Origin of the sequence: Bacillus sp. JNUCC-21 (assembly GCF_041222765.1) — a bacterium.
Classification (GTDB): Bacteria; Bacillota; Bacilli; order Bacillales; family Bacillaceae; genus Bacillus; species Bacillus velezensis.
The window spans coordinates 4,125,644-4,139,110 of sequence record NZ_CP166019.1 but is presented as its reverse complement, the minus strand read 5'-3'; the positions used below and the strand labels follow the sequence as shown (position 1 = coordinate 4,139,110).

At 46.6% G+C, this 13,467-nt stretch carries 11 protein-coding genes and 4 tRNA genes; all 15 read left to right on the top strand.

Annotation, left to right across the window (positions count from 1 at the left end; translation table 11 throughout):
* Window positions 1-10: 10 nt before the first annotated feature.
* The 15 genes from dnaB (at window position 11) to JNUCC21_RS20945 (ending at window position 13,353) form a co-directional block, all read left to right on the top strand.
* Window positions 11-1,375 carry a replicative DNA helicase gene (dnaB, locus tag JNUCC21_RS21015; protein WP_004393100.1) on the top strand — a complete coding sequence of 455 codons (1,365 nt, stop codon included), beginning with the start codon at window positions 11-13 and terminating at the stop codon, window positions 1,373-1,375.
* Between the two features lie 117 nt (window positions 1,376-1,492).
* Window positions 1,493-1,906, top strand: a complete 414-nt coding sequence (locus tag JNUCC21_RS21010) for a VOC family protein (RefSeq protein ID WP_150941548.1) — start codon at window positions 1,493-1,495, stop codon at window positions 1,904-1,906.
* 238 nt (window positions 1,907-2,144) lie between these two features.
* Entirely contained in the window at window positions 2,145-3,437 is a 1,293-nt protein-coding gene (gene purA, locus JNUCC21_RS21005; RefSeq protein WP_012118894.1) for an adenylosuccinate synthase, read from the top strand.
* A gap of 202 nt (window positions 3,438-3,639) precedes the next feature.
* Window positions 3,640-3,715, top strand: a tRNA-Lys gene (locus JNUCC21_RS21000).
* A gap of 8 nt (window positions 3,716-3,723) precedes the next feature.
* Window positions 3,724-3,795 (top strand) — tRNA-Glu (locus JNUCC21_RS20995).
* Window positions 3,796-3,879: 84 nt separating this feature from the next.
* Window positions 3,880-3,956 (top strand) — tRNA-Asp (locus tag JNUCC21_RS20990).
* A 36-nt stretch (window positions 3,957-3,992) separates the two neighbouring features.
* Window positions 3,993-4,065, top strand: a tRNA-Phe gene (locus JNUCC21_RS20985).
* Window positions 4,066-4,402: 337 nt separating this feature from the next.
* Window positions 4,403-5,110, top strand: coding sequence for a cell wall metabolism DNA-binding response regulator WalR (walR, locus tag JNUCC21_RS20980; protein ID WP_004393104.1), 708 nt, complete (start codon window positions 4,403-4,405; stop codon window positions 5,108-5,110).
* A 6-nt stretch (window positions 5,111-5,116) separates the two neighbouring features.
* Window positions 5,117-6,952: a cell wall metabolism sensor histidine kinase WalK gene (gene walK, locus JNUCC21_RS20975; protein ID WP_004393106.1), complete on the top strand. Its 1,836-nt coding sequence runs from the start codon at window positions 5,117-5,119 to the stop codon at window positions 6,950-6,952.
* The gene (yycH, locus tag JNUCC21_RS20970) at window positions 6,942-8,300 is read left to right on the top strand and encodes a two-component system activity regulator YycH (protein ID WP_025285568.1); all 1,359 of its coding nucleotides are present in this window, start codon (window positions 6,942-6,944) and stop codon (window positions 8,298-8,300) included. Before walK ends, yycH begins: the two co-directional genes overlap by 11 nt.
* Complete coding sequence (locus tag JNUCC21_RS20965) at window positions 8,287-9,126, top strand: two-component system regulatory protein YycI (protein ID WP_012118893.1); 840 nt, start codon at window positions 8,287-8,289, stop codon at window positions 9,124-9,126. The genes yycH and JNUCC21_RS20965 overlap by 14 nt, the downstream gene beginning before the upstream one ends.
* Before the next feature lie 14 nt (window positions 9,127-9,140).
* Window positions 9,141-9,935 (top strand): MBL fold metallo-hydrolase, encoded by a 795-nt coding sequence (locus JNUCC21_RS20960; protein ID WP_007614969.1) that lies wholly within the window; start codon window positions 9,141-9,143, stop codon window positions 9,933-9,935.
* An 86-nt stretch (window positions 9,936-10,021) separates the two neighbouring features.
* The gene (locus JNUCC21_RS20955; RefSeq protein WP_369878470.1) at window positions 10,022-11,218 is read left to right on the top strand and encodes a S1C family serine protease; all 1,197 of its coding nucleotides are present in this window, start codon (window positions 10,022-10,024) and stop codon (window positions 11,216-11,218) included.
* A gap of 510 nt (window positions 11,219-11,728) precedes the next feature.
* Entirely contained in the window at window positions 11,729-11,938 is a 210-nt protein-coding gene (locus JNUCC21_RS20950) for a winged helix-turn-helix domain-containing protein (RefSeq protein WP_025285567.1), read from the top strand.
* Window positions 11,935-13,353: a sensor histidine kinase gene (locus JNUCC21_RS20945; protein WP_369878469.1), complete on the top strand. Its 1,419-nt coding sequence runs from the start codon at window positions 11,935-11,937 to the stop codon at window positions 13,351-13,353. The genes JNUCC21_RS20950 and JNUCC21_RS20945 overlap by 4 nt, the downstream gene beginning before the upstream one ends.
* Window positions 13,354-13,467: the final 114 nt, after the last annotated feature.

Below are 13,467 nucleotides of genomic sequence, written 5' to 3'. Positions count from 1 at the left end.
GGTGCTTAGCATGACAGACCTTCTGAATGATCGGCTGCCGCCGCAAAACATAGAAGCTGAGCAGGCCGTGTTAGGTGCTGTTTTTTTACAGCCGTCTGCGTTAACACTGGCTTCTGAAGTGTTGATTCCGGATGATTTCTACAGAATGTCACATCAAAAAATTTACAATGCCATGCTCGTGCTCGGAGACCGCGGTGAACCGGTTGATTTGGTCACGGTAACGTCAGAGCTTGCGAATACCGATTTGTTAGAAGAGGTGGGAGGCGTCTCTTACCTGACGGACATCGCGAATTCCGTTCCGACAGCGGCTAATATAGAATATTACGCGAAAATCGTTGAGGAAAAATCGATTCTCCGCCGTTTAATCAGAACGGCGACCTCAATCGCTCAAGACGGGTATACGCGCGAGGATGAAGTTGAAGATTTATTAAGCGATGCGGAAAAAACGATTATGGAGGTCGCGCAGCGAAAAAATTCGGGCGCCTTCCAAAATATTAAAGACGTGCTTGTGCAAACATATGACAACATTGAGCAGCTTCACAACCGAAAAGGCGATATTACCGGGATTCCGACCGGTTTTATCGAGCTTGACCGGATGACAGCGGGGTTTCAGCGAAATGATTTGATTATTGTCGCGGCCCGTCCGTCTGTGGGGAAAACGGCGTTCGCCTTAAATATTGCGCAAAACGTGGCCACCAAAACGGATGAGAGCGTCGCGATATTCAGTCTTGAGATGGGTGCCGAGCAGCTTGTCATGCGTATGCTCTGCGCCGAAGGGAATATTAACGCCCAAAATCTCAGAACGGGAAATCTGACGGAAGAAGATTGGGGCAAGCTGACGATGGCGATGGGAAGCCTGTCAAACAGCGGTATCTTTATAGATGACACCCCCGGCATCCGCGTCAGCGAAATCCGTTCAAAATGCCGCCGACTGAAGCAGGAAAACGGATTGGGCATGATTTTAATTGACTACTTGCAGCTCATTCAGGGAAGCGGCCGTTCAAGCGACAACCGCCAGCAAGAGGTATCGGAAATTTCACGGGCGCTAAAAGCGCTGGCACGGGAGCTTGAAGTCCCGGTCATCGCTCTGTCTCAGCTCTCCCGGGGTGTTGAGCAGCGGCAGGATAAACGTCCGATGATGTCAGATATCCGTGAGTCGGGAAGTATTGAGCAGGATGCCGACATCGTCGCCTTCCTGTATCGTGATGATTACTATGATAAAGAATCCGAAAACAAAAACATCATCGAAATCATTATCGCCAAACAGCGTAACGGCCCGGTGGGCACCGTCTCACTGGCTTTTGTGAAAGAATACAATAAGTTCGTAAACCTGGAAAGGCGCTTTGATGACGGCGGTGTTCCGGCAGGTGCGTAAAGCCTCAAGCAATGTCTTGAGGCTTTTTTTCATCCGAAAGAATGAGAGAATGCCGTCCGTTCGGCAGACGAAAAAAAGAAAGCGCTTTTATATAATGGAATTAAGGGAGGAATGATGATGACAATTGAATTTCCGCAATTTCAAGCGGCGCAAATCCGGATTGCCCGGCCGACCGGACAGCTTAAGGAAATCATCAGATTTTATGAAGAGGGCCTCGGGCTGAAGAGGGTCGGCAGCTTTTCCGGACATAGAGGCTACAGCGGTGTCATGTTCGGCCTGCCGCATACGCAATATCACTTAGAATTCACCGAAGAAACCGGCTCGTCTCAGCCGGCGCCCGTTCCGCACGGCGACAGCCTGCTTGTCTTTTACATCCGGGATCAGCAGGAGGTCATTCGCATCAGCACGAAATTAAAGCAGATGGGATATGAGGAGAAAGCACCCGAAAACCCGTACTGGGAAGAAAAAGGCGTGACCATCGAAGATCCTGACGGCTGGCGGGTCGTTCTGATGAATACAAGCGGCATATAAATGACTGTCTGAAGAACCCTGATTACGGGTTCTTTTTCTTGTTAAAGCATGAAAGTTTCAGGAGTAATAGATAGTAAATGAAAGAGAAAACGCTTTTAATCATGTTTAAGGCGAACAAATATAGATTGATAAGATTTTAATGTTCGGATTTACGATTGACTTTCTGTTTCGGCACTGATACACTTAATTTGTTTGAATGAGATATCGTTTTGAAAGGTTAACGGAGGTGCACGGATATATGTCTTCAGTAGTCGTAGTAGGTACGCAGTGGGGCGATGAAGGAAAAGGTAAAATTACAGATTTCCTATCAGAAAATGCAGAAGTGATCGCACGTTATCAAGGCGGAAACAATGCAGGACATACCATCAAGTTTGATGGCGTCACGTACAAGCTTCATTTAATCCCATCAGGAATTTTTTATAAAGAAAAAGCGTGTGTCATCGGGAACGGAATGGTTGTTGATCCGAAAGCGCTCATAACAGAGCTTGCGTATCTTCATGAACGCAATGTGAGCACGGATAACTTGAGAATCAGCAACAGAGCCCACGTCATTCTTCCATACCATCTGAAACTGGATGAAGTAGAGGAAGAACGCAAAGGGGCCAATAAGATCGGCACAACGAAAAAAGGCATCGGACCTGCTTATATGGACAAAGCGGCGCGGATCGGCATCCGGATCGCAGACCTGCTAGATCGTGACGTGTTTGCAGAAAAGCTTGAACGGAACCTAGAAGAGAAAAACCGTCTGCTTGAAAAAATGTATGAAACAGAAGGCTTCAAAATTGAAGATATTCTGGATGAGTATTATGAATACGGCCAGCAGATTAAAAAGTATGTATGCGATACATCCGTCGTCTTAAATGACGCGCTGGATGAAGGCCGCCGCGTTTTATTTGAAGGCGCTCAAGGGGTTATGCTTGATATTGACCAAGGGACATACCCGTTTGTCACTTCATCCAACCCGGTCGCCGGAGGGGTGACGATCGGTTCAGGCGTAGGCCCGACAAAAATCCAGCACGTCGTCGGTGTATCTAAAGCGTACACAACCCGTGTCGGTGACGGTCCTTTTCCGACTGAGCTGAAAGATGAAATCGGGGATCAAATCCGTGAAGTCGGACGCGAATACGGCACAACGACAGGCCGTCCGCGCCGTGTCGGCTGGTTTGACAGCGTTGTTGTCCGCCACGCCCGCCGCGTCAGCGGAATCACAGATCTTTCTCTGAACTCAATCGATGTGCTGACTGGCATTGAAACATTGAAAATCTGTGTCGCTTACCGCTACAAAGGTGAAGTGATTGAAGAATTCCCGGCAAGTCTGAAAGCTCTCGCAGAGTGTGAACCGGTATATGAAGAAATGCCTGGCTGGACGGAAGATATCACAGGCGCAAAAACATTAAGCGATCTTCCTGAAAATGCGCGCCATTATCTGGAACGCGTGTCTCAGCTGACAGGTATTCCGCTTTCTATTTTCTCTGTCGGTCCCGACCGTTCACAAACGAACGTCATCCGCAGTGTATACCGCGCTAACTAAGAATTTGCAGCAAACAAGCCTCCGGTCACGGAGGCTTGTTTTTTTATGTAGGAAAAAAATAATAGATTTTTTTCAAAAAAGTAGTTGCCACTTTCGAATGTTCTATGATATTATAAATCTCGTTGTTACGGAACAGCTTCAATAGAGTACTGCAAGAAAGCTTTTGTCTGAATGCTCTATGATACATAATCCGACACATCAGGAGCCATTAGCTCAGTTGGTAGAGCATCTGACTTTTAATCAGAGGGTCGAAGGTTCGAGTCCTTCATGGCTCACCACTTTTTATGGCCCGTTGGTCAAGCGGTTAAGACACCGCCCTTTCACGGCGGTAACACGGGTTCGAATCCCGTACGGGTCATTGATTTACTTTAGCGTTATTGCTAACTCCTTATTTGTCCTCGGAGGGCCGCCACGATACGGCTCTCCGGACAAATTACTGTAAGGTCCGGTAGTTCAGTTGGTTAGAATGCCTGCCTGTCACGCAGGAGGTCGCGGGTTCGAGTCCCGTCCGGACCGCCATTTTACTTTACTTTATAGTATAGAAAAGAAACATCTGGCTCGGTAGCTCAGTTGGTAGAGCAACGGACTGAAAATCCGTGTGTCGGCGGTTCGATTCCGTCCCGAGCCACTTACCCAAACGCATCTGCAATAGTAGGTGCGTTTTTTCTTTTGTTATAAAAAAAGGGAGAGCCGGCTTTTCAGCCGGCCCAGAAGAAGACGTCAAACACTAGACGGCGTTTTTTTTCGTGAGGTTTCAAAAAAATATTATTTTTTAAAAGAAAATAAAAAACATGACAAAAGGATGGCAGTTCAATACGTTTTTGCGCTGTTCTCTTTAATTTTTTTATCTTTTGACCTGAAACCGTTATAATAGACGGGGAACGTTTTTCACGATCCGAATTGTGATCATCATGAAACATCAATAGATGAAATGAAGTCATTCTGGCAGGAGGAAAATCAAGATGATGGATAAGAAAATCCTTGTAGTCGATGATGAAAAACCGATTGCAGATATATTAGAGTTTAATTTAAGAAAAGAAGGCTATGACGTGCATTGTGCGTACGACGGAAACGAAGCCGTGGAAATGGTGGAGGAGCTTCAGCCTGATTTAATTCTTTTAGATATTATGCTTCCGAATAAAGACGGAGTTGAAGTGTGCCGGGAAGTCCGGAAAAAATATGATATGCCGATTATTATGCTGACGGCAAAAGACTCGGAGATTGACAAGGTCATCGGGCTTGAAATCGGAGCGGATGACTATGTCACGAAGCCTTTCAGCACGCGTGAGCTTCTGGCCCGCGTCAAAGCGAACCTGCGCCGCCAGCTTACGGTTGCGCCGGCTGAGGAAGAATCAGCTTCTAATGACATTCATATCGGTTCTCTCGTCATCTTCCCTGACGCTTATGTCGTATCAAAAAGAGAAGAAACGATCGAGCTGACTCATCGTGAGTTTGAATTGCTTCATTACTTAGCCAAACATATCGGACAGGTCATGACGCGTGAGCATCTTCTGCAGACTGTGTGGGGCTATGACTATTTCGGTGACGTGAGAACGGTGGATGTAACAGTGCGCCGTCTTCGTGAGAAAATCGAGGATAATCCGAGCCATCCGAACTGGATCGTCACAAGACGGGGTGTCGGTTATTACTTGAGAAACCCTGAACAGGACTAACCGGCGATGAATAAGGTTGGTTTTTTTCGGTCGATTCAATTTAAGATCACGCTGATCTATGTGCTTCTCATTATCATCGCCATGCAGATTATCGGCGTGTACTTTGTGAAACAGGTGGAGAATTCTCTTCTCAAGTCCTATGAATTATCGTTAAATCAGCGCATTGACAATCTATCCTATTATATTGAGCAGGAATATAAAGGAGATAATGACAGCACCGTCATTAAAGATGACGTCAAACGGATTTTGAATGATTTTACGAAAAACAATGAAATACGGGAGATTACATTTGTTGATAAAAGCTATGAGGTCGTCGGTTCCTCGAGGCCTTATGGTGAGGAAATAGCGGGGAAACAGACGACTGATCCGATTTTTAAACGGATTTTCTCAACAAAACAGGCCTATTCAAAAAAATATTATGATCCTAAAAGCAAAAACAGAGTGCTGATTTCAGCAAAACCTGTCGTCACAGAGAATCAGGAAGTTGTCGGCGCGATATATGTCGTGGCCAGTATGGAAGATACCTTTAACCAGATGAAAACCGTCAACTCGATTCTTGCTTCTGGAACAGGCTTAGCCCTTGTTCTGACGGCTCTTCTCGGTATATTTCTCGCCCGCACCATTACCCATCCGCTGTCGGATATGCGTAAGCAGGCGATGGAACTGGCAAAAGGGAATTTCTCCAGAAAGGTGCGGAAATACGGGCATGATGAAATCGGTCAGCTCGCAACGACGTTCAACCATCTGACGAGAGAGCTTGAAGATGCCCAAGCCATGACGGAAGGGGAGAGAAGAAAGCTTTCATCCGTTATCGCGTATATGACAGACGGCGTCATCGCAACGAATCGCAATGGAGCTATTATTCTTTTAAACAGCCCTGCGCTTGAGCTGCTGAATGTTTCACGTGAAACGGCTTTAGAGATGCCGATTACGTCTTTATTAGGCATAAAAGAGAACTTTACATTTGAGGATTTAGTAGAACAGCAGGATTCAATGCTGCTGGAGATCGAACGTGACGATGAAACGACTGTACTGCGGGTGAATTTTTCCGTTATTCAGAGAGAGCACGGAAAAATCGACGGTTTAATCGCGGTTCTTTATGATGTCACCGAACAGGAAAAACTCGATCGGGAACGCAGAGAGTTCGTTGCCAACGTGTCTCATGAGCTGCGGACACCGCTGACGACCATGCGAAGCTATTTAGAGGCGCTTGCAGAAGGCGCGTGGGAAAATAAAGATATCGCTCCGCGTTTCCTAATGGTGACCCAAAATGAGACTGAGCGCATGATCAGATTGGTGAACGACCTGCTTCAGCTTTCTAAATTCGACAGCAAAGATTATCAGTTTAATCGGGAGTGGATTCATATGATCCGCTTTATGTCACTGATTATTGACCGTTTTGAAATGACAAAAGAACAGCATGTCGAATTTATCCGCGAGCTTCCGGACAGAAATCTGTACGTGGAGATTGATCAGGATAAAGTGACGCAGGTTCTCGATAATATCATTTCTAACGCACTGAAATACTCACCGGAAGGCGGACATGTCACTTTCTCAGTCGATGTGAATGAGAAAGAAGAGCTGCTTTATATCAGCGTAAAAGATGAAGGTATCGGCATTCCGAAAAAAGATGTGGAAAAAGTCTTTGACCGTTTCTACAGAGTGGATAAAGCGCGCACGAGAAAACTCGGCGGCACCGGGCTCGGCCTTGCGATTGCAAAAGAGATGGTTCAGGCGCACGGCGGAGACATTTGGGCCGACAGTGTAGAAGGCAAAGGAACGAAGATTACATTTACTCTTCCATATAAAGAAGAGCAAGAGGATGATTGGGATGAGGCGTGAAAATATAAAAACAGTCATACTGTCAGTGCTGGTCGTCATTAGTCTTGTTTTAACATGGGGAATTTGGACATTCCAGCCCAATTTTTCAGAAGGCACGGCCTCAACCAAATCGACTGTCCGGGAAAAGCATAAAATTGATAAAACGAGTCAAAAAGTAGCGCAAACGGTAAAACCCCGGGATATGTTTATTCATACAAACGGCTCTCATTACAAAGTGGATGATGAGACGCTCTTTAATGACCTATGGGCGGATTTGCCGCAATGGGAAGTAAAAGGGATGAAGGATATTTCCGATCAATACGACAAGCTCGGTTTTAAAAATTGGCTTTACGGCAGAAACGGCAATTCGGCAAAGCTCGATCTGCAATTCAATGACACCATTCCGATTGATTTCTTCCAAACAATGTTTAAATGGTCGAATCCGTCAATGGAATACAGCTCATTTGACCATATTGTCATTCCGTTTAATGAGAATAAGACAAATAAAAAGATTTACATGGTCTCATACAGCAAGCAGCTGATTTTGGAAGTGACTGTGGAATCGGCGAATTACCGCAATCTGATGAATGAGCTGTACAGCAAAAAGTCGAGTATGCCGTTATACCACCTCTATTCGGTCGGAAAAAGCAAAGAATTTCTCATGCCGAATGCGCGATTTAATATGAAGGAAAAAGAATTTATCACTGAAACCATTAAGACGAACCTGTTTAAGCAGACGCTTTTTAATGATCCGAGCACGGTCAGAGAAGACCCGAATTATAATCGGAATGTGCTGACTGACGGAATCAGCCGTCTGGAAATCAATTCGACACAGCGGCAGATTCAATTCCAACATCGGAACCTGGCACAAAGCGCTTCTTATCAAACAGGGGAGCTGATTAAGAAAAGCTATAAATATTTAGAGGATACGGGAAGCTGGACGGATCATTATCAATTTTTCAATGTGAGTGATAACCAACAGCTGAGTTTCTACATGTTTAAAGACCAAATGCCTGTAATTAACAGCACGTCTAAGCCTTTCGGATCCGGACCCGTTTTGACCCTGCAATGGGCCAATGACGAGGTTCTCAGCTACAAGCGGCCGAACTATGTTCTCGGACCGAATCCGATTAAAACAAAAGACGTAAAAATGATGAACGGCAATGAGGTTGTGTCTCTGCTGGAGCAGCAGGATAAATACGACGTGAATAAAATCGACCAGATCTTCCTGGCCTATCAAATGGTCTCTTCATCAACGAATGATCTCGTTGAACTGGAACCCGTCTGGAGTATGAAAATCAACGGGAAGATCGTTCCGATTACGAAAGATCTGCTGGGGAAGGAGGAGGACGATAATGGAGTGGAATAAGACAAAAACGATCTTCATCATTGCCTTCCTCATCCTTGATATTTTTCTCGGCTATCAGTTTTTTGAAAAACGCTCGAGCAGTGAATACGAAGTGATTAAAAATTCAAACGTGGAAAAAGACATGGAGATGGATCATATCACTTTCGGCAACCTGTCTTCTGATTCCGCGACGGGCTACCGGCTGACGGCGGGCCAAAAGGTATTTACCGCCGAAGATATTGATGCTTTGAAAGATCAAAAGCCTTTAATGGAGATGCCGGCGGATGATCACAAGGTTACCACACTGAAAATGAAATTTACCGATCCGGTCGGTTTATCGAAGCAAAAACCGCAGGAGGATGCGGAATCGCTCGTCAGCTCTAAAATAACCGGCGGTGAAAAATATAAACTGTGGAAAGTCGACAAGGATAAAAAACAGATCATTTTTTACCAGATGTATGACGGCCAGTTGATTTATCAGGATTTTGACTCGTCCACGGATGCGATCGGACAGGTGATTCTGCATCTGAACGATAAAAACGAGGTCGTATCTTACGAGCAGACCATGCTGGAGTCATTCAAGCGAATCCAGACGGAGAGCCTGATTCCTGAGCTTGATGCGGTCGAATTATTGTATTCTCAAAATTACTTAAAAGCGAATTGCGCCGTTAAAAGCGTTAAGTTCGGCTATATTGCCCAATATCCGCTGACAAGTACGCAGGTGCTGGCGCCGGTATGGAGAATTACAATTGAAGATAAGTCAAAAGGGACGAAGAAAAAGACACAGCAAACGTACACTGTGAATGCATTGGAAAGCACAGTCATTGATAACAATCAAAATAAATAATGGAGTGAGACACAATGGGCTTGCAATTTAGCGTGCTTGCGAGCGGGAGTACCGGAAACGCGTTTTATCTGGAGACAGATGAGCACTCTTTTCTGGTAGATGCCGGCCTGAGCGGTAAAGCGATGGACGGGCTGATGGAGAGAATCGGCCGCAAGATAGACGACGTCGACGGCATCTTTGTCACTCACGAGCACAGCGACCATATTAAAGGGCTCGGCGTCATTGCGAGAAAGTACGGACTTCCCGTCTACGCCAATGAAAAGACGTGGAAAGCGATGGAGAATCAGATCGGCAAGCTGGATACCGGACAAAAGTTTCTGTTCCCGATGGAAAGCGTGAAATCCTTCGGCGGGCTTGATGTTGAGTCATTCGGCGTCTCTCATGACGCGGCCGAGCCGATGTTTTATGTTTTCCACTACCAAGGCAGAAAGCTCGCGCTGATGACGGACACCGGGTATGTGAGCGACAGAATGAAAGGCATTATCCGTTCGGCCAATGTGTTTGTGTTTGAAAGCAACCATGATGTCGGCATGCTGCAAATGGGCAGATACCCATGGAGCATTAAGCGGCGGATTTTAAGCGATGTCGGCCACGTCTCCAATGAAGATGCGGCGCTCGCCATGACTGATGTCATCGGCGACGGCACATCGCGCATCTATTTGGCGCATCTGAGCCAAGACAACAATATGAAGGAACTGGCGAGAATGTCCGTGCAGCAGACATTGGCTGCGAAAGGATTTGTCGCCGGGGAAACGTTTCAGTTATTTGATACCGATCCGAAAATCCCGACGCCGCTGTGCGCCGTGTAATTTTTCCAAATGAATCATGATTATTAATCCGCGATCTGACCCACACTATAAGCAAATCGAGTACTCTTGAAAGGATTTGAGATAGGGTGGATTATAATCGCGATGATGAACAGTACGCCTCCGAACAGCCCCGCCGCAGCAAGAGAGGGTACTTTCTATCAAGTCTGATCGGCGTCATCGTCGGGACCGCGCTCATGGCATTCCTGCTGCCGTACTGGACAGGCGGAGACCATGGGGAAAGCAGCAAAAGCACCAGCCAGCGTCTCGGCAGCGAACAGGTGAAAACAGTTAACGTAAATGTCAATGACGCTGTCACGAATATGGTCAGCCGTGTATCGGATTCGGTAGTCGGCGTTCTCAATATCCAAAAGACCGATATTTGGGGAGAGGGCGGCGAAGCGGGAAGCGGGTCCGGCGTCATTTACAAAAAGAACGGAAACACTTCTTATATCGTAACCAATCACCATGTCATTGAAGGTGCGACTGAGATTGAGATCAGCCTGAAGGATGGCTCACGCGTGCCTGCTGAGCTGATCGGGAGCGACCGTCTGATGGATCTCGCCGTGCTGAAGGTGAAATCTGATAAAATCAAATCGGCCGCCCAGTTCGGCAATTCCGATCAGGTCAAAGTCGGAGAACCGGTCATTGCGATCGGAAATCCGCTCGGGCTTGAATTTGCGGGATCAGTGACACAGGGGATCATTTCAGGCACGGAAAGGGCAGTGCCCGTTGACTCAAACGGCGACGGACAGCCGGATTGGAATGCGGAAGTGCTGCAGACCGATGCCGCGATTAACCCTGGCAACAGCGGCGGCGCTTTGATGGATATATCGGGCAAGGTGGTCGGCATCAACTCAATGAAGATCGCTGAATCCGCCGTTGAAGGAATCGGCCTGTCCATCCCGTCAAAGCTTGTCATTCCCGTTATTCAGGATTTAGAAAAATACGGAGAAGTCAGACGGCCTTTCCTCGGTATTGAGATGAAATCCTTAACGGATATTGCGAGCTACCATTGGAGCCAGACGCTGAAACTTCCGAAAGGCGTTAAAACCGGGGCGGTCATTATGGGTGTCGACGCGTTTTCACCGGCCGGAAAAGCGGGTTTGAAAAAGCTCGACGTGATTACCGGGTTCGACGGACATAAGGTCAATGACGTTGTTGATCTCCGTGAGCGTCTGTATCGCAAAAAGATCGGCGACCGTGTGAACATCACGTTCTACCGTTCGGGAAAGAAAAAAACAGCGGAAGTCAAACTGACAGAAGCGGATCGATTACAGAAATAAAAAAACAGCCCGGACATCCGGGCTGTTTTTTATTGATTTATTTGTTAATATTATACTATTATGAAAACGGGAGGTGAAACACATGAAAACGGCTGATGTGATCATCGTATTGAATGAAATTGAAGGTGAATGTGAAGGAAGAATTATTTTAGAATGCAGAATTTAAGAACATGAAACATGTCATATTAAACGTCCTTTTTCAGGGCGCTTTTTTTATGCCTTTTTTCAGAAGCCATAAAAAAGAACTGAATGCGGGTCACAACACGTTCAGTTAAAAATGGGTATTTTTAGAAAAAGGCAGACGTGAACTTAGAACTTTGTGATTGAAACAGACTGCTGCTGCTGAATTGAAGCGGCAGATAATGATTTTTATTTGCAGATGGCTCCGTTTTCAGCGTTTCCTTTCACCAATTCAGCTTAGATTCCGTTTTGTTTCAGATAAAAGCGAATAATAGAAGGGGAAGCGAAAAAAATAAACACAGGCTGATACATCTAAGGAGAGACTGCATCATGGAAAAGTTGAAAGGCATCAAGCTGAGTGCAGACGGCGAGTCTGCACTCATTGATTCTTTAACGATGGGGCTTCATTACGGAACGGTCCTCGGGGAAGACAATATCGTCGAGGTGTACATCCGTTCTCTGCGCGAAAAGCTGAAGGACAAAGAACACAAGGTGATTCGCACGGTTCGGGGCGCCGGGTACAGGGTGGATCTGGCATGAAACGGCTGTACAGAACCCTGCGGTTCCAGCTCCTGTTCAGGTCACTGGCGATTTTGGCTTTGCTGTTATGTTTCATCGGCGGCACTCAGTACATGTTTATGACACGGACGATGTATGAAAATCAGGCGATCAGCATTCAGAGTGATATCAATTCAATGGATCAAAGCGTATGGAGGTCAATCAAAACCCTTGCCCGTTCCGAAACACCGGCTCATCCGAATTTGATTTACCCCGGGTTGACGGTTGCTTTTATCAATCAATCATACAAGATGTCTGTTTTATCAGAAGACCCGCACGCGGGGGCCGCTCCTTCTTTCCCGAAAAAAGTGTACCGGGATGCGCTGACAGATACCATGGCGCTTCACTATCAGGTGGCTCACAATAAGTCAGGTCAGGAAATCATCGTCGTGTTTCAGGCGATTTCCGTTGACGGAAGGCAGGCGGGAGTTGTGCAGATGAGCACGCTGACCCAGCCTCTGAATGATTCGCTTTTCCGCCAGATCAGCATTTTCGCGGTGCTTTCCTTTGCGGCTTTGGTCATCGGCCTGTTTGTGTTTTTGCCGGTGATCCGGCTCACACTCAAGCCGCTGTCCCGCATTGTGCGTATGATGGGTGACATTCATGCCGGCAGTCTCGATAAACGGCTGCCGATTGATAAAAGGCAGGCCGAAATTGAGTCATTGGGTATCTCCATCAATCAGATGCTGGAACGGATTGAATCCTCTTTTCAGGCGGAAAAAGAAGCGAAGGAGCGCATCCGGCAGTTTATATCAGACGCATCACATGAGCTGAGAACGCCGCTTACCTCCATTCACGGCTGTATCGAAATGTTAATGCGCGGAGCGGCGGAGAAGCCGGAGCAGAAAGAAAAAGCGCTTCAAAGCATGTACGCGGAATCCGCCAGGGCGAATAAGCTGATAGAGGATCTTCTGTTTCTCGCGAAGATTGACCGGGTGCCGAGCTTTGAAATGAAAAAAGGCGCATTGGGAGACGTCATTTTGGAAATGGAGGCTCAGCTGAAGCTGCTCGCGAGAAACCGGAAGCTCGAGTTCTTTGTCGATCAAAAGATAGAAGCCGTTTTTGACAAAGACAAAATGAAGCAGGTCATTCTCAACCTCTTTTACAATGCGGTGCAGCATACGGATGAAGACAAGGGTGTCATCACCGTCTCCCTGCAGAAAGACGGAGGAATCATGCTTATGATTGCGGATAACGGAACGGGAATCGCTCCGGAGCATGTGCCTCATTTGTTTGACCGGTTTTACAGGGCGGAAACCTCCCGATCCCGTCAATCCGGCGGCGCGGGGCTGGGCCTTGCCATTACAAAAACCATTATCGACAGCCATAACGGAACAATTGAAGTGAAAAGTGAGCAGGGAAAAGGCTCCGTGTTCATCATCCGGCTGCCGGGATAAACCGGGCAGAAGGAAGAAAAATCACAATTTATATATAAATTCTAAATTTTCAAAAAATAACTTGTCCTTTTCCAATATTGGTGATAATATCTAGTTATTGGTAAAGGGGGTGTG